The sequence below is a fragment of the Burkholderia guangdongensis genome (assembly GCF_013403875.1).
Classification (GTDB): Bacteria; Pseudomonadota; Gammaproteobacteria; order Burkholderiales; family Burkholderiaceae; genus Burkholderia; species Burkholderia guangdongensis.
This window is the reverse complement of record NZ_JACBNX010000019.1, coordinates 32,448-48,179: the sequence shown is the minus strand read 5'-3', so window position 1 is coordinate 48,179 and position 15,732 is coordinate 32,448. Positions and strand designations below refer to the sequence as shown.

The window sequence follows — 15,732 nt, the reverse complement described above, 5'->3', positions numbered from 1 at the left end:
TCATTGAACCGTGCATCGTGGCTTATCCGTGGCGGCCCCGGCGTCCTCCCTGACTGGCGTGTCGAAACGCTTCGACCATGCCTGAGAACGGATGCGCCACGGGTTCTCGATAGTGCGATGAAATGTGATCGCGAGCATGAACGTTGCGGCAAGATAAGCGGCGGCAACGCTCACGCGCCCGATCGTGCTGTCCGGCACGGCGACCGCGACGCCAAACGTAATGAGCAGCACGCCGTGCGCGAGGTAGAGCGAATACGACAGCGCGCCGAGCCGCTGAATGATGCGTGTATGAAGCACGCGCGCGACCGGGCCGCGATCGGGTGACAGCGACGCCACGAGCGCGGCGAACACGACCGGCGCGGCGAGGGGCAGCAGTTTCACATAGGCGCAAGCATAGAGGTACGCAACGGTAGCGGCCGACATGGCGATCTGCGTAACGGGCCGTGTCAGGCCGGTGACGAGCGGGCGCTCGCGATAGTGCGCGACGAGCGCGCCCGCGAAGAATCCGACCATGCAGCGCGCCACGCCAAAGCCGTCGGTCATTGAAAAGCAATCGCCGACAGCGGCGCACCGATACGGCACGAGCGACGCATACACGGCTGCGGTATATCCGAGCGCAGCCATGACAGCGAACCCGACTGGGCGAGCCCGGCCACGCAGCGTCAGGCACACCGCGCTGAATATCAGGTACACCATGAACTCGACGTGTATCGACCAGTTCACCCCGGGCGGCGTATAGTGATCGCGCCAGTGCATGGCGTCGACGGCGGATGCGACGCGGGCGATCGACGAACCCGGCGCGGCGTGATGAGCCAAGTATTGAACCGCCAACGCGAGCGCGCAGTTCACAAGCAGATAGTGCAGTGCAATCGACGTGAAGTTAAGCGGGTATAGGCGGCCGATGCGGCGCATGATGAACGAGCAGAACGCCGCGCCCGATGACAGGCGATCACTGTACGCGCGCGCGATGACGAACCCGGACAGCGCAAAGAACAGATCGACGGCGAGATAGCCGCCATGCGCGGCGCCGAGGCCCGGCATGTTGCAATGCATGTGATAAACAACGACGAACAGCGCAGCGGCACCGCGCACGCCCTCGAGGCTCTTGTTCATGACGTGATCACGCCACCGGTATCGAGCTGTCAATGATCGACGCGCAGCCTCTGAGGGAAAGCAGTCCGGTTACTATCCCTATCTCTTTCATCGTTTTCCCCGAATCGTTTTGCGTGTGACATATCAGACGTGGAGCGCTGCCAACGCCTGCAGATGTTTATTTCCCCGATTACAGCCTCGCGCGAACAAGCACGCATCAAATATGCCACTGCGCGTTGGCGGTCAGCCGAATCGGTTGAGAGAGGGGGGAACGACGCCAAGCATGCAGACCCACACTGTAATGATTCAGATTTGAAACGCCGCCAGCATCGTGTCAATCGCGCGTGTGAATTTTCAGTCACGCGATAACATCGCTCGTCCCGAATACATACCGGAACGAATTTTCCGCGCGACTTATTCATCGCGAGACATAACGGGTTTTATTATTTGGTGCCAGATTGCATCCGCAGGACGATTGCCGCCGTCAATTAGGAATTGACGCACATTCGCAGATGTCCTGATTGGGCCGCCGGTTGCAAAATTGAATCAGGTTTCGGCGCAACCGCGATAAGCGCGGCGCGGGGTAGGTGTTGGTGCACCCGTTCCCATCACTTCTCCCTGATACCAGCCGACCCAGACAAAAAAGCCTCGATCACAGGGATGTGATCGAGGCGAAAAAAGCATCCACTCGGGGCACGAGGTTTGCAGGATGCAAGCGCAGTGTATGTCAACGCGTTTCTCGGAGAAATCGCGCCAAACGTTTGCGTTACGAATACTTACGTCTTAAAAAAGGTCCATAACACCAGCCGAGCACCGGCGCGATTCGCTCCGTCGCACGGCGCCGCCACTCCGTTGTGGCCTCAACGATTCCCCGCGTCTGGCACTACCGCCCGGATTTTTTACTTCCAATACTGAATTCGCAGCCCCCGCCGCGGCGCACGATCGCCGCGTTCCCGCATTGCCCGTTTCGACGGAGCCTCATGACGAGGAAACCACCATGCTCAGGTATCTGATCGGCATCGGCCTGCCGTATCTCGGCGTGCTCGGCCTGTTGCCGTGGGTCGCCGCGCAGGATCGCTACGTGCTCGGCGTGCCGTTCGTCTACATGTGGATCTTCACGTGGTTCGTGCTGACTTCCGGGTGCCTGTTCGCGTGCTGGGAACTGTTCGACCGCCACGCGAGCGACGCATAGCGGCCAGTCCCGCACACCCGAATCCCGCCGCGAACCACCTTTTCGGAGAGAGCCGCATGTCGACGGTCGTCTTTGCCGCACTGATCGCGTTTTCGCTCTACCTCGCGCTGCGCTCCCGCCGCGGCCACAGTGGACAGAGCGTGCACGACTTCTTCGTCGCGTCGCGCCAGTTCGGCACCGCGTTCGTGTTTTTCCTCACCGCCGGCGAGATCTACAGCATCGGCACGATGGTCGGCTTCCCCGGCGGCATCTACGCGAAAGGGCCGACCTACGGAATCTGGTTCCTCGGCTACATCCTGCTCGCGTATCCGGTCGGCTATTTCATCGGCCCGAAGTACTGGGAAGCCGGCAAGCGGCACAACGCGATCACGCTCGCCGATCTGTTCAAGGGCCATTACAAGAGCCGCGGGCTCGAACTCGTCGTCGCATGCGCGTCGATCCTGTTCCTGATCCCGTGGGGCGAGCTGCAGTTCACCGGCCTCGCCGCCGCGCTGAAAGGCCTCGGCTGGCACGTCGATCCGATCTGGCTGATTCTCGTCTGCGCGGCGCTCGCGTTCACGTACATCGCGATCTCCGGCGTGCGCGCGTCCGCGTACATCGCGATCCTGAAGGACATCCTGATGCTGCTCGCGATCGTCGTAACGGGCGTCGCGGTCGCGTGGAAGGTCGGCAGCGTGCACGAAGTGTTCGACACCGCGAGCCGGCAGGTCAGCAACACGATGACCGCGCCGCAGTTGCGCTTCTCGATGAGCACGATGCTGTTCCAGTCGCTCGGCTTCTACATGATGCCGTTCGCCGCGCAGGGCTTCTTCACCGCGCGCGGCCCCAACACGATCCGCCGCACGCAGATCGCGATGCCGCTTTACATGCTGATGTATCCGTTCCTCGTGATCGCGTCGTACTACGCGATCAACGCGAACCTGAAGCTTGCGTCGCCGAACGACGCGTTCTTCGCGGCCGCCGTGCATCTGCTGCCGGACTGGCTGCTCGGCCTCGTCGCGGCCGGCGCCGCGCTGTCGGGGTTGCTCGTGCTCGCCGGCATCTGTCTCGCGATCGGGCCGATCGTCACGCGCAACCTGATGCCGAACCTGCCCGAAACGCGTCAGAAGCGCGCGGCGAAGTACGTAATCGTCGCGTACCTGATCCTGTCGATCGTGACGACGCTGCTCACGCCGAACCTGATGCTGTCGCTGATCAACACCACGTACTACGGCGTTACGCAATTCCTGCCCGGCGTGCTGATCCTGCTCGCGCAGCGCCGCGTGCGGCCGGCCGCGGTCGCCGCGGGGATCGTCAGCGGGCAGGCGCTCGCGATGATCCTGTATCTGAATCACGTCGATTTCGGCGGCATCAATCTCGGGCTCGTGTGCCTCGTCGTCAACGTGCTCGTCGTCGCGATCGTGCATCTGCTGATGCGCCCGTCGAAGCGCTACGCGATGTCCTGATCGTTCCCAACCCTCGAACGGAGGTCGTTCGCCCATGCAAGCGCCAGCGTCGTCATCCCCGTCTCCGCACGTGCCGGTCACCGTGTTCGCCGCGCGCCGCATCCTGACGATGAATCCGAACCAGCCGTCGGCCACGCACGTCGCGGTGCGCGACGGCCGCATCCTCGCGGTCGGCGGCGACGACGACGCGGCCGCGTGGCCCGCGCGCTTCGGCGCGTGCGCGCATGACGACACGCTGCGCGACAAGGTGCTGATGCCCGGCCTCGTCGAAGGGCATTGTCATCTGATGGAAGGCGCGATGTGGGACGCGGCGTACGTCGGCTACTATGACCGGCGCGGCCCCGACGGCACGCTGTGGCCCGGCCTGCGCACGCTCGACGCGGTGCTCGCGCGCCTCGCCGACGCCGAGCGCGCGATGCCCGGCGACGGGCCGCTGCTCGCGTGGGGCTTCGATCCGATCTTCTTCGGCGCGTCGCGCCTGACGGTGCGCGAGCTCGACAGCGTGTCGGCGAGCCGCCCGATCGCGATCCTGCACGCGAGCGTGCATCTGATGAACGTGAACGGCGCGATGCTCGCGCTTGCCGGCATCGACGAGGACACCGACATCGACGGCGTCGCGCGCGACGCGCACGGCCGGCCGACCGGCGAGTTGCAGGAGTTCGCGGCGATGTTCCCGGTATATCAGGTGATCGGCGGCAAGCTCGCGATCTCGGCGAGCGAGAAGCCGCATGCGGTGTGGAATTTCGGGCGCGTCGCGCAACTCGCGGGCGTGACGACCGCGACGGATCTGGTGAACGACCTGTCGCCCGACGGCAACCGGACGCTGCACGCGGTCACCGCGGACCCGGATTATCCGGTGCGGATCGTGCCGGCGTTCGCGCCGCAGCGCAATCCCGCGCAGTCGGCCGAAGGCGTACTCGCGGCGATCGCGGGCAGCACCGACAAGCTGCGCTTCGGGCCGGTCAAGTTCATCGTCGACGGCTCGATCCAGGGCTTCACCGCGCGCGTGCGCTGGCCCGGCTATGCGGGCGGACAGCCGAACGGGCTGTGGCTGATGCCGCCGGCGCAGCTCGTCGACGTGTTCGAGCCATTCCATCGCGCGGGCCTGCAACTGCACATCCACACGAACGGCGACGAAGCGACCGACGTCACGCTCGACGCGATCGCGACGCTGCTCGCGCGCCATCCGCGCCCGGACCATCGCCACACGCTGCAGCACTGCCAGATGGCGGACGCCGCGCAACTCAGACGGGTGCGCGCGCTCGGGATGTGCGTGAACTTCTTCTCGAATCATCTGTACTACTGGGGCGACGCGCATTACGCGCAGACGATCGGCCCGGACCGCGCGAACCGGATGAACCCGGCCGGCACCGCGCAGCGGCTCGGCATTCCGGTCGCGCTGCATTCGGACGCGCCGATCACGCCGCTGAGCCCGCTGTTCACCGCGTGGTGCGCGGTGCGGCGCGAGACCGCGTCGGGCCGCGTGCTCGGCGACGGCGAGCGGCTGAGCGTCGCCGATGCGCTCTACGCGATCACGCTCGGCGCCGCGTACACGCTGCGGATGGATCATCTGGTCGGCAGCATCGAGGTCGGCAAGTTCGCGGACTTCGCGGTGCTCGACGAAGACCCGAGCGCATGCGAGCCCGAACGGCTGAAGGAGGTCGGCATCTGGGGCACCGTGCTCGGCGGGCGCGTCTTCAGGGCGCCGCGATGAGCGCCGCAGCATCACACCGGCCGCACCGGCGCGCGCGAGCGCCGATCGACCTGGCGGTCGTCGGCGGCTATCTCGGCGCGGGCAAGACGACGGTCGTCAATGCGATCCTGCAGGCGCCGCATGGCCGGCGCATCGCGGTGCTCGTCAACGATTTCGGCGCGGTGAACATCGACGCGCGGCTCGTGCGCGCGCGCGGCGACGACGTGATCGAGCTCGACAACGGCTGCATCTGCTGCACGATCGGCGGCGCGCTCGTCGATGCGCTGACCCGCGTCGCCGCGCGCGACGATCGGCCCGAGCTGCTGCTGATCGAGGCGAGCGGCGTCGCGGATCCGGCGAAGATCGCGCAGATCGGCCTGTTGAACGGCGCGTTCCGGCTGACGTCGGTGCTCGTCGTCGCCGACGCGGTCGCGCTGACGCGCACGCTCGCCGATCCGCTCGTCGGCGCGATGGCGCAGCGGCAGCTCGACGGTGCGAGCGCCGTCATCGTGACGAAGCTCGACCTGCTCGCGCCCGGCGCGCGCGAACGGGCACTCGCGGACGTGCGCGCGCTCGCGCCGACCGATATCGTCGTCGCGGCCGAGCACGGACGGATTCCGCTCGCGCTGCTGTTCGATGCAGCCGTGCCGGACGAGCGCGCGCTGTTTCGCGCCGAGCGCTGGCATCGCCGGATCGACACGGACGCGATGCCGGCATTCTCGAGCATCGCACTCGACGCGCCGGACGTGCTCGACAAAGCGCGGCTGCGCGCGTGGCTGAAGGCGCTGCCGCGCACGGTGCTGCGCGCGAAGGGGATCGTGCGCATAACAGACGCGGGGGACGCGGCGGGCGACGTGGGCAACGTCAGCACGCGTCTGTGTCAGGTCGCCGCGCGGCGGCTTCGGCTGACGTCGCTGAAAGAGGAGGGTGTCGCCATGCGCGACGGCGATGGCGTGATCGTGTTCATCGGCTTCATCGATCCCGACACCGAAGCGAAGCTCCGCGATGGGCTCGCGCAATGCCGCGTCGGCGCGGCGACGTGCGCTCCCACGGAATCCGCTTGACCGCGCCGCGCGCGTTCGGGGCGCCCGGCGACATTGGGGTGGTCTGGGAGGTGGTCTGGTAGGTAGCCTGGCAGGTGGCCCGATCAGCGAGAATGGCCGCCGTACCCGCCGCCGCCGCCTCCGCCTCCGCCGGACGTCCAGTCGCTGCCGCCCCCTCCACGGTCGCCGCCGCCACCGCCGCCTCCGTGGTCGCCACCGCCATGTCCACCTCCGTGATCACCACCGTGATCACCGCCATGCGCGCCGCCCGCCGTTGCCGGGCCGCCGCCGCGCGGCGCGCCGGCAGGCGAATTGCCGCGCGTTGCATCGCGGCCGCCTTGCGGCCCGCCGGGGAAGTGGTCATGGTCGTGTCCGACTCGCTCTCGATCGGAACCTGAATCGTGGTGGCGATGCTCGCGGTCGAACTCGAACGACGGTCCTTCGTCGTAAATGCCGCCTACGCCGTAGTAATCGCTCTGCGGTTGGCCGTAGTACGAATTGTCATACGGATACGCGACGCATCCGGCCGCGATGAACGGGATCGCGAGCGCCACTACGCTTGTGCGTACCGGCAGCTTCGAGAGAATGCATGCTGTGACTTTCATGGCGGTTCCAGATATTCGGCATCCTTACTACTAAGACTAAGACCCGAATGCGACGCGATCGTTGTAGCGAGGTTGTAAGCATTTTTTTCCGCTGCGCGGCGCCTACGACCGATCCCGTGCGATCAGCTTGAACACCGCGCGCGCGGTCACGACGAGCTGGTCCTGGGCGTCGCGGACTTCGCCGTCGCAGAACGCCAGCGACTTGCCGCGCCGGATGCAGCGACCGATGATCGTGAGGTCCGTGTGCGCGCGATCGATGAAGTGCGTCGTGAACTCGACCGTCACGACGCCGAAGCGCAGCGGATCGTGGCTGCGCGCGGCCGCGCTCAACGTGAAGTCGAGCGCGCTCATCATCGTGCCGCCGTGCACGTCGCCGCGGCTGTTCGCAAGCTCGGGCCGCAGCGGCAGCGTGGTCACGCAGATGCCGTCGCCGAGCGATGTCGGCACGAGCCCGATGTGCGTCATGAACGGCACGTCGATGCCGAAGTAGTTGGCGAGCTCCGCCGGCGTGGCGGAGGGCGGGGGCGTATCGACCGATGTCATCGACTGTCTCCTCGAAAAGTACGAACGTCCGGCATCGTATCCCGGAATCGCCCACGGAGCATCGCGGCCGGGCCGTCCGTGTTGCAATGCGAAATGCGGGCAGCGGGCCGGCGGCGTGCAGATTCCGCGATTCCGTGATTCCGCGTTCGAAAAAATTTTCACGTCGATGTCGATCCCGGGGCTCGCGGCGCGTCGTGGCGATGGAGGCATCCGACATCCGGATGCCGTCCCGTTTTCGAATCCGCCTTAACCGGCCTCAAGGAGCCCAGTCATGTCCACGTCCGTCAAACCGATCCCGGAAGGGATGCACACGGTCACACCGCATCTGATCTGCGCCGGCGCCGCCGACGCGATCGCGTTCTACGCGCGCGCGTTCGGCGCGGTCGAGCTCACGCGCCTGCCGGGCCCGGACGGCCGGCTGATGCACGCGATGCTGTCGATCGGCGATTCGAAGGTGATGCTCGTCGACGAGATGCCCGAGCACGGCGCGCTCGGCCCGAACGCGCTGAAAGGCACGCCGGTCTGCATTCATCTGTACGTGCCGGACGTCGACGCAACGCTCGCGCAGGCGGTCGCGGCCGGCGCGACGGTGACGATGCCGGTCGGCGACATGTTCTGGGGCGATCGTTACGGCCAGATCGTGGATCCGTTCGGGCACCGCTGGTCGATCGCCACGCACACGCGCGACCTGACGCCCGAGCAGATCCGGCAGGCGATGGCGTCGATGCCGGCCACCTGCGGTGAAGCCGGCAAGCAGTAACACGCACCCGAGCCCGGCGCGGCAGCGCCGGGCAGCCGATCGATACGACGACGGATACGGCACGCCCTGATCGGGCGTGCAGCTGATCCCGCGTGCAACTGATCCCGTATACTCCGGCACCCATTTACTCAATTCACATTCCATGCGGAAATCTTTCGCAGGCGTGCTGTTGGCACTATCGACGCACGCATTCGCATCCGACAATTGTTCCCAGTTCAGCCCGCGAGGCGAACTTCCCGTTCTGACCAATCCGAAGATGGCCTCGCAAGCGCGCCTTCTCTGCTATTCCGATTTCGAGGTGCTGCATTCGGGAATCACGCATGGCCCGCTGTGGTCCGCGGAACATCTGACACGCGCCCACCTGGCTGCCGCAAAGACCGAAGTGCGCACCAATCGCTTTTTCGAAGAACGCCGTTTGCCGCCGGGCGAGGGCGCCCGGCTCGCGGATTATCGCAAGAGCGGCTTCGATCGAGGGCACATGAGCCCGGCGGGAGACCGCTGGAACGACGAGGCAATGGCCGAGTCGTTTTCGCTCGCGAACATGGTGCCGCAGAACCCGACGAACAATCGTCGCTTGTGGGCGCATATCGAGGAAGCCGTTCGCCGGATCGGCATGGGCGCCACCGATACTTACGTCGTCACGGGGCCGATGTTCAAGGGAACGGAGCTGAAAACGATCGGGGAGACCGGCGTGATCGTCCCCACTCAAATTTTCAAGGTAGTCTATGTTCCCGAAAGGCACCTTGCGTTTGCGGTCGTGGTGAACAACACGGCGGCGAACCGCTACGACTTGACGACGGTACACGAACTCGAGGCGCAAAGCGGATTGCGATTCCCCGGCATTCCGGAGTCGTTGAAAGATACCCGTATCGGAGGTTTGAATGGAGTTTAAGGCGTTTGCGGATGACACGGCCATCCTGAATATCCACGGCGACGACTTCACCGTGACGAACGATCCGGAGCGTGTCGTGCTGTCGGGCACATTGGAAGTAACGCGCGACAAAGTTGGCCTCGCAGCCGCGCTTGCGCTGCAACAGGCGATCGCGAGCATCGTCGAAGCGCTTCAGCATGATCCTTCGCTGCCGGAACACGTCCAGGAGGAACCCGCCGCGCCAACGGGCAAGGTCAAGAACCCGTTCGCCTGACGAGCCGAAGGGCAACCGTTCTGCGCTGAATACCGTGCGCGCCGGCATTGCGTGCAAGCCGGATCACGCCTGCTCGGGCGACTCCGGCTCGACGTGCCGCCCGGGGGCGATCTCCGGCTGCACGTCGCGCGGATCGAGCGGTTCGCCACATTCGGAGCACACAGTCACCGCGCGCATCAGCTTGCCGCAATGCCGGTGCCGCAGTTGCAGCGGCGGGCCGGCTGCGTCGCTTTTCCAGCGGTCACCCCACGCGAGCAGCGCGAGCAGCGCCGGATAGAGGTCGCGGCCCTTGTCGGTGAGCCGGTATTCGTGGCGCGGCGGTCGCGCCTGATACGCGCGCTTCTCGAGCACGCCCTCGTCGACGAGCCGCGCGAGCCGCTCGGCGAGCACGTGGCGCGTGAGCCCGAGTTGCGCCTGGAACGCGTCGAAGCGGCGGCAGCCGAGAAAGGCGTTGCGCAGGATCAGCATGGTCCAGCGATCGCCGAGCACGGCCAGCGCGCGCGCGACCGAGCAGTTCAGCGTGCCGATGTCATCCCATTTCATCGTCGTATCTCGCAAAGGACAGTGAAAGCGCGGGACCGATTATAGAGCCGGTGCTCGACGCGCTTGTAGGCCGCTTATCAGCCGCGAGTCAGCCATGCATCGGCCGCGTTGACAGCCCGGGTCCCGTTGACAATAATAGGTTCCATTTTGGAACTGACAACCTGCAACTGGCAAGCGCGGTGACGCGCGTTCGACGAGGAGATACCTGATGAACCCACTTTCCATGTCCGGTCTCGAGCTGCTGCGCGCGGCGGCGGCGGGCGATCTGCCGCGTGCGTCGATCGCCGAAACGATCCCGATGCAGATGAACGGCATCGAGGCCGGCTACGTCAAGTTCACCGCGCGCGCGGACGGCCGGCACCTGAATCCGCTCGGCGGCGTGCACGGCGGCTTCGCGGCGACGGTGCTCGATTCGGTCACCGGCTGCGCGGTGCACACGATGCTCGACGCGGGCGTCGGCTACGGCACGATCGATCTGCACGTGAAGATGCTGCGCCCGGTGCCGCGCGACGTCGACCTGATCGCGGAAGGCCGCGTGATCCACCTGTCGCGCTCGATCGGCGTCGCGGAAGGCACGCTGAAGACGCCGGACGACAAGATCGTCGCGCACGCGTCGGCGACCTGCTTCATCCAGCGTCCGCAATAGTCAACGGTAGTCAACGATCATCGACAATCGTCGGCAATAGCCTGCAACAGCCTCCAATGGTCAGCCATCAGCGCGCGCCGGCCGCATCGAAGGCCGGCCGCAAGCCGATGCGCGGCCGGTCTGAAGCGAGCGCGTCAATGTGTTAGTTTCGTGGCTTTCCACCGACGCGACAGGAGCAGCATGGAATACCGCACACTCGGCGATTCGGGGCTCGACGTGAGCCTGATCGGCCTCGGTACGATGACCTGGGGCGAGCAGAACACGGAGCAGGACGCGCATGCGCAGCTCGACTACGCGATCGCGCAGAGCGTCACGCTGATCGACGCCGCGGAGATGTATCCGGTGCCGCCGAAGCCGGAAACGCAGGGCCGCACCGAGCAGTACATCGGCACGTGGCTCGCGCGGCATCGCGGGCTGCGCGACAAGCTCGTGCTCACGACGAAGATCGCCGGCCCCGCGCGCCAGCCGCACAATCCGCAGCATATTCGCGGCGCGGGCAACCAGTTCGACCGCAAGAACCTGACCGAAGCGCTCGATGGCAGCCTGAAGCGCCTGCAGACCGACTACGTCGATCTGTACCAGCTCCACTGGCCCGACCGCAGCACGACGACGTTCGGCCGCGCCGCGTATCCGTGGCTCGACGACGCGTACACGGTGCCGATCGAGGAAACGCTCGCGGTGCTCGCCGATTTCGTGAAGGCGGGCAAGGTGCGGCACGTCGGCGTGTCGAACGAGACGCCGTGGGGCGTCGCGCAGTTCCTGCGCGCGTCGGAGAAGCTCGGGCTGCCGCGCATCGTCAGCATCCAGAACGCGTACAGCCTGCTGAATCGCACGTTCGAGAACGGGCTGTCGGAGTTCTCGCATCGCAACGGCATCGGCCTGCTCGCGTATTCGCCGCTCGCGTTCGGCTGGCTCACCGGCAAGTACGAGAACGGTGCGCGGCCCGCCGGCGCGCGCATCACGCTGTTCGAGCGCTTCAAGCGCTACAGCAAGCCGCAGGCGGTCGAGGCGACGTCGCGCTATGTCGCGCTCGCGAAGCGGCACGGGCTGTCGCCCGCGCAGCTCGCGCTCGCGTTCGTGAACGGCCGGCCGTTCGTGACCAGCAACCTGATCGGGGCGACGACGCTCGAGCAGTTGAAGGAGAACATCGCGAGCGTCGACGTGAAGCTGTCCGACGAGATCGTCGCCGAGATCGACGCGCTGCACGATCTGCAGCCGAACCCCGCGCCGTAATAAGGCAACCGCGTCGCGTTTCAGCGCAGCCCGACGCGCGTACGCGACACGCCGAGCGCGACGAGGCTCAGCACCGCGCAGCCGATCAGATAGAACGCCGGCGACAGCCGGTTGCCGGTCGTGGCGATCAGCCACGTGATCATGAACGGCGAAAACCCGCCGAACAGCGTGACGCCCGCGTTGTAACCGACCGCGAGGCCGGTCGCGCGCGTCTGCGCGGGAAACAGCTCGGCCATCAGCGCCGGCAGCGCGCCGGAGTACATCGCCTTCAGCACGCCGATCCAGACCAGCGCGGCGAGCATCGCCGCAAACGACGGATAGCGCGTGAGCAGCGCGAACGTCGGCCAGATCGTCACGAGCGTCAGCAGCGCCGAGCCCGTCATCAGCGGGATGCGTCCCGCGCGATCGGACCAGTGCCCGACGAACGGCGTGACGACCATCAGGATGGCGCCGGTCACGAGCGTCGCCGCGAAGCCTGCCGACGCGGGCAGCCCGAGCTGTTTGATCGCGTAGGTCGGCATGTAGAGCACCAGGTACTGCCCGGCGGTCGAGATCGCCAGCACGCCGGTCGCGAGCAGCACGCGCAGCTTCTGGGTCGCGAACAGCTCGCGCACCGGCGCGCTCGAGCGCGCCTGGGTGTGGAACTCCGCGCCTTCGTCGACGTAGCGGCGAATGTAGAGCCCGATCGGGCCGATCGACAGGCCGAACAGGAATGGCACGCGCCAGCCCCAAAGCTCGATCTGCGCGGGCGACAGCGTGCTCGTCAGCAGCACGCCGAATCCGGACGCGAGCAGCGTCGTCAGCCCCTGGCTCGCGAACTGCCAGCTCGCCATGAAGCCGCGCCGGGCGGGGGCATGCTCGACGAGGAACGCGGTCGAGCTCGCGAACTCGCCGCCCGCGGAAAATCCCTGAATCAGCCGCGACAACATGATCCCGAGCGGCGCGAGCACGCCGATCGACGCATACGTCGGCATCGCCGCGATCAGCACGGTGCCCACCATCATCAGGCCGATCGACAGCAGCAGCGACGCCTTGCGGCCCGCGCGGTCCGCGTACGCACCGAGTACGAAACCGCCGAGCGGCCGGATCAGGTAGGACAGCCCGAACGTGCCGAGCGTGAGCAGCAGCGACGTCACGTGATTCGTCGACGGAAAGAACAGCTTCGCGATCGTCACCGCGAAAAAGCCGTAGACGATCAGGTCGAACCATTCGAGGGCGTTGCCGATCGACGCGGCGAAGATGATGCGCCGGATTTTTGCGGCGCTCGGCGGGACGACGGCGTCCGCCGTCAGCGTGGTCGTGTTCATCGCTTTTCTCCGAGATCCCAGAAGAGGCCGGCCATCATCCGCAACCCCTCGCACACGACACCCGCGAGCAGGTGCTCGTTCGGCGCGTGCTGCGAGCACGCCGGATACGAATGCGGAATCCACAGCGTCGGCAGCCCGAGCGTGTCGGCGAACACCTCGTTCGGCAGCGTGCCGCCGAGGTTCGGCAGGATCGCCGGCCGCTTGCCGGTCGTGTGCGCGAGCGACGCGACCGCCCAGCGCACCCACGGATCGTCCGGCGACAGCCGCGTCGCCGGCGCGCCGCGCTCGACGTCGACCGCGACGTCGGCAAAGCCGTGCGCGTCGAGATGCGCGCGCAGATGCGCGCCGAGCGCCTCCCAGTCGGTGCCGACGACGAAGCGAAGCTGGCAGTGCGCGTGTGCGGCGGGCGGAATCGCGTTGACCGGGTTGTCCGGGTTGCCGGCCTTGAACGCGAGAATTTCGAGCGTGTTCCAGCCGAACACGCGCTCGGCCGCGGACAGGCCGGGCTCGCCCCAGCCGGCGTCGAGCGCCGGATCGCCGGGGCCGCCGCCGACGCTCAGATCGGCGAGCGCGTCGCGCACCGCGGCCGGGATCGGCGGCGGACGCAGGCCGTCGACGCGGATCGCGCCGTGCGCATCGACGAGGCTCGCGAGCGCGTGCGCGAGCACGATCGCCGGATTGCGCAGCAACCCGCCCCAGTTGCCCGAGTGATGCGCGCCGTCGCGCGCGCGCAGCGTCAGCGTGAAATTGACCGCGCCGCGCGAGCCGAGGAACACGGTCGGGCGCTCGGCCGACACGCGCGGCCCGTCGGACGCGATCAGCACGTCGGCGGCGAGCGCGTCGCGCTCCTGGCGGCACAACGCGTCGAGGCCCGGCGAGCCCATTTCCTCGCCCATCTCGATCAGCAGCTTCGCGTTGAAGCCGAGCCGGCCGCCGCGCGCGGCGAGCACGCTCGCGAGCGCCGCGAGGTTGATCGAATGCTGGCCCTTGTTGTCCGCGCTGCCGCGGCCGTACCAGCGCTCGCCGTCGGCGGTCAACGTCCACGGCGACAGCGGCGCGCGCCACTGCGCGTCGTAGCCGCGCACGACGTCGCCGTGGCCGTAGATCAGCACGGTCGGCAGCGCGTCGTCCTCGTGACGCGACGCGAGCAGGAACGGCGCGCCGCCGTCGGCCGGATTGTCGACGATGCGCGACGAGAAGCCGAGGCGCGCGGCTTCGGGCGCGATTTCGTCGTCGAGATAGCCGCGCAGCGCGGCGGCGGAGGCAGGCTCCTGGCTCTCGGTGCGCAGTCCGACGCGGCGGCTCAGCGTCGCGAAGAATGCGCCCGATTCGAACTGGTCCAGCGCGTGCTGGACGGCGGCGGTGCGGGTCAAGGCTCGTCTCCCTTTTTTCGGTACTTCGGTGCTTGGTATCGCGGACGATTCTAGAAAGTCGCAATTTTTGTCACAATGGCCGAATTTCGAACCTTCCTTTGCCGAAAAGGCAAATCATTGCGGCCGACGGCCGGGGAGATCCACGATGGCGGCGTTCCTGCACGGGCTCGGGCTGCGGTATTTCGTCGAAGTCGCGCGGACCGGCTCGATCAGCGATGCGTCCGAGCGGCTGCATGTCGCGATCTCGGCGATCAGCCGCCAGATCGCGAAGCTCGAGGGCGAGCTCGGCACGCCGCTGTTCGAGCGGCGCCCGCGCGGGATGGCGCTGTCCGAGGCCGGCGAGCGGCTGCTCGCGTTCGCGCAGCGCAGCCTGCTCGAAGCCGAGCAGGTCGCGAACGAGATCGGCGGGCTCGATGCGCTGCACGGCAGCCTGCTGAAGGTCGCGAGCTCGGAAGGCTTCGCGCTCGACTTCCTGCCGGGCGTGCTCGCGAGCTTCAAGGCGCGTCATCCGGGTGTCGACTTCTCGGTATCGGTCGTCGCGCCCGCCGATGCGACGCGGCGCGTGCGGGACGGCGACGCGGACGTCGCGCTGACCTTCAGCCTCGCGCCGGAGAAGGGCGTGCGCGTCGAGCACGCGGAGCGGGCGCCGGTGCACGCGCTCGTGCGGCGCGACCATCCGCTCGCCGCGCGCGACGCGGTGTCGCTCGCCGACGTCGCGCGCCATCCGCACGTGCTGCCCGAGACGGGCACGACGGTGCGGCAGCTGATCGACATCGCATGCGCGCTCGACGGGCTGCTGCTCGAGCCGGAGCTGACGACCAACAACACCGCGATGACCTACCGCTACGCGCAACTGACCGGCGCGGTGATGTTCACCGGCGCGCTGTCGGTGCGCGACCGTTACGCGGCGGACGGCTTCGTCGTGCTGCCGCTGACGAATCCGCAGCTGCGCGAGCGTAGCGTCCAGGTGCAGACGATGGCCGGCCGCGACCTGCCGGCGTCGGTGCGAGCGTTTCTCGATCATCTGATCGAACGCATCGCGGCGCGTTCCGCGGTCGAGCCGACCGTATCGACCGTATCGACCGTATCGACCGTATCGACCGTATCGACCG

15 protein-coding genes and 1 pseudogene are annotated in these 15,732 nt (G+C 67.0%); 11 read left to right on the top strand and 5 right to left on the bottom strand.

The window, feature by feature from the left end:
* Positions 1-1,113 (bottom strand): acyltransferase family protein, encoded by a 1,113-nt coding sequence (locus HZI36_RS18970; protein WP_179404202.1) that lies wholly within the window; start codon positions 1,111-1,113, stop codon positions 1-3.
* A 976-nt stretch (positions 1,114-2,089) separates the two neighbouring features.
* Between HZI36_RS18970 and HZI36_RS18965 the strand changes: the two genes are divergently transcribed.
* The 5 genes from HZI36_RS18965 (at position 2,090) to HZI36_RS18945 (ending at position 6,863) form a co-directional block, all read left to right on the top strand.
* A complete protein-coding gene (locus tag HZI36_RS18965; RefSeq protein WP_179404201.1) occupies positions 2,090-2,284 on the top strand; it encodes a DUF3311 domain-containing protein in 195 nt (64 codons plus the stop codon).
* A 56-nt stretch (positions 2,285-2,340) separates the two neighbouring features.
* Positions 2,341-3,729, top strand: a complete 1,389-nt coding sequence (locus HZI36_RS18960; RefSeq protein ID WP_179404200.1) for a sodium:solute symporter family protein — start codon at positions 2,341-2,343, stop codon at positions 3,727-3,729.
* A gap of 34 nt (positions 3,730-3,763) precedes the next feature.
* A complete protein-coding gene (locus tag HZI36_RS18955) occupies positions 3,764-5,443 on the top strand; it encodes an amidohydrolase (RefSeq protein ID WP_179404199.1) in 1,680 nt (559 codons plus the stop codon).
* Positions 5,440-6,486, top strand: coding sequence for a CobW family GTP-binding protein (locus HZI36_RS18950; protein WP_179404198.1), 1,047 nt, complete (start codon positions 5,440-5,442; stop codon positions 6,484-6,486). Before HZI36_RS18955 ends, HZI36_RS18950 begins: the two co-directional genes overlap by 4 nt.
* Positions 6,487-6,578: 92 nt before the next feature.
* Positions 6,579-6,863, top strand: a complete 285-nt coding sequence (locus tag HZI36_RS18945; RefSeq protein ID WP_179404197.1) for a hypothetical protein — start codon at positions 6,579-6,581, stop codon at positions 6,861-6,863.
* Between the two features lie 309 nt (positions 6,864-7,172).
* Here HZI36_RS18945 and HZI36_RS18940 read toward each other — a convergent pair whose 3' ends face one another.
* Positions 7,173-7,613 (bottom strand): PaaI family thioesterase, encoded by a 441-nt coding sequence (locus tag HZI36_RS18940; RefSeq protein ID WP_179404196.1) that lies wholly within the window; start codon positions 7,611-7,613, stop codon positions 7,173-7,175.
* A 271-nt stretch (positions 7,614-7,884) separates the two neighbouring features.
* On the opposite strand from HZI36_RS18940, the gene HZI36_RS18935 reads away from it, so the two are divergent.
* The 3 genes from HZI36_RS18935 to HZI36_RS18925 all read left to right on the top strand — a co-directional run bounded on the left by HZI36_RS18935 (position 7,885) and on the right by HZI36_RS18925 (position 9,518).
* Entirely contained in the window at positions 7,885-8,373 is a 489-nt protein-coding gene (locus HZI36_RS18935; protein ID WP_179404195.1) for a VOC family protein, read from the top strand.
* Between the two features lie 142 nt (positions 8,374-8,515).
* Positions 8,516-9,265, top strand: coding sequence for a DNA/RNA non-specific endonuclease (locus HZI36_RS18930; RefSeq protein WP_179404262.1), 750 nt, complete (start codon positions 8,516-8,518; stop codon positions 9,263-9,265).
* A complete protein-coding gene (locus HZI36_RS18925; protein WP_179404194.1) occupies positions 9,255-9,518 on the top strand; it encodes a hypothetical protein in 264 nt (87 codons plus the stop codon). The genes HZI36_RS18930 and HZI36_RS18925 overlap by 11 nt, the downstream gene beginning before the upstream one ends.
* A 63-nt stretch (positions 9,519-9,581) precedes the next feature.
* Here HZI36_RS18925 and HZI36_RS18920 read toward each other — a convergent pair whose 3' ends face one another.
* Complete coding sequence (locus HZI36_RS18920) at positions 9,582-10,061, bottom strand: winged helix-turn-helix transcriptional regulator (protein ID WP_179404193.1); 480 nt, start codon at positions 10,059-10,061, stop codon at positions 9,582-9,584.
* Between the two features lie 208 nt (positions 10,062-10,269).
* Between HZI36_RS18920 and HZI36_RS18915 the strand changes: the two genes are divergently transcribed.
* A complete protein-coding gene (locus HZI36_RS18915; protein ID WP_179404192.1) occupies positions 10,270-10,707 on the top strand; it encodes a PaaI family thioesterase in 438 nt (145 codons plus the stop codon).
* 180 nt (positions 10,708-10,887) lie between these two features.
* Positions 10,888-11,940: an NADP(H)-dependent aldo-keto reductase gene (locus tag HZI36_RS18910; protein WP_179404191.1), complete on the top strand. Its 1,053-nt coding sequence runs from the start codon at positions 10,888-10,890 to the stop codon at positions 11,938-11,940.
* A gap of 20 nt (positions 11,941-11,960) precedes the next feature.
* Here HZI36_RS18910 and HZI36_RS18905 read toward each other — a convergent pair whose 3' ends face one another.
* Positions 11,961-13,247, bottom strand: coding sequence for an MFS transporter (locus HZI36_RS18905; RefSeq protein WP_179404190.1), 1,287 nt, complete (start codon positions 13,245-13,247; stop codon positions 11,961-11,963).
* Positions 13,244-14,620 (bottom strand): M20 family metallopeptidase, encoded by a 1,377-nt coding sequence (locus HZI36_RS18900; RefSeq protein WP_179404189.1) that lies wholly within the window; start codon positions 14,618-14,620, stop codon positions 13,244-13,246. The genes HZI36_RS18905 and HZI36_RS18900 overlap by 4 nt, the downstream gene beginning before the upstream one ends.
* A 145-nt stretch (positions 14,621-14,765) precedes the next feature.
* Between HZI36_RS18900 and HZI36_RS18895 the strand changes: the two are divergent.
* A pseudogene (locus tag HZI36_RS18895) lies at positions 14,766-15,671 on the top strand (LysR family transcriptional regulator); the annotation flags it as partial.
* Positions 15,672-15,732: the final 61 nt, after the last annotated feature.

Bases quoted from the DNA above. Each gene is read 5' to 3' on its own strand.
- HZI36_RS18945 (WP_179404197.1), top strand. From the start codon at position 6,579: ATGGCCGCCGTACCCGCCGCCGCCGCCTCCGCCTCCGCCGGACGTCCA.
- HZI36_RS18925 (WP_179404194.1), top strand. From the start codon at position 9,255: ATGGAGTTTAAGGCGTTTGCGGATGACACGGCCATCCTGAATATCCAC.
- HZI36_RS18915 (WP_179404192.1), top strand. From the start codon at position 10,270: ATGAACCCACTTTCCATGTCCGGTCTCGAGCTGCTGCGCGCGGCGGCG.
- HZI36_RS18960 (WP_179404200.1), top strand. From the start codon at position 2,341: ATGTCGACGGTCGTCTTTGCCGCACTGATCGCGTTTTCGCTCTACCTC.
- HZI36_RS18950 (WP_179404198.1), top strand. From the start codon at position 5,440: ATGAGCGCCGCAGCATCACACCGGCCGCACCGGCGCGCGCGAGCGCCG.
- HZI36_RS18940 (WP_179404196.1), bottom strand. From the start codon at position 7,613: ATGACATCGGTCGATACGCCCCCGCCCTCCGCCACGCCGGCGGAGCTC.
- HZI36_RS18935 (WP_179404195.1), top strand. From the start codon at position 7,885: ATGTCCACGTCCGTCAAACCGATCCCGGAAGGGATGCACACGGTCACA.
- HZI36_RS18955 (WP_179404199.1), top strand. From the start codon at position 3,764: ATGCAAGCGCCAGCGTCGTCATCCCCGTCTCCGCACGTGCCGGTCACC.
- HZI36_RS18905 (WP_179404190.1), bottom strand. From the start codon at position 13,247: ATGAACACGACCACGCTGACGGCGGACGCCGTCGTCCCGCCGAGCGCC.
- HZI36_RS18970 (WP_179404202.1), bottom strand. From the start codon at position 1,113: ATGAACAAGAGCCTCGAGGGCGTGCGCGGTGCCGCTGCGCTGTTCGTC.
- HZI36_RS18920 (WP_179404193.1), bottom strand. From the start codon at position 10,061: ATGAAATGGGATGACATCGGCACGCTGAACTGCTCGGTCGCGCGCGCG.
- HZI36_RS18930 (WP_179404262.1), top strand. From the start codon at position 8,516: ATGCGGAAATCTTTCGCAGGCGTGCTGTTGGCACTATCGACGCACGCA.
- HZI36_RS18965 (WP_179404201.1), top strand. From the start codon at position 2,090: ATGCTCAGGTATCTGATCGGCATCGGCCTGCCGTATCTCGGCGTGCTC.
- HZI36_RS18910 (WP_179404191.1), top strand. From the start codon at position 10,888: ATGGAATACCGCACACTCGGCGATTCGGGGCTCGACGTGAGCCTGATC.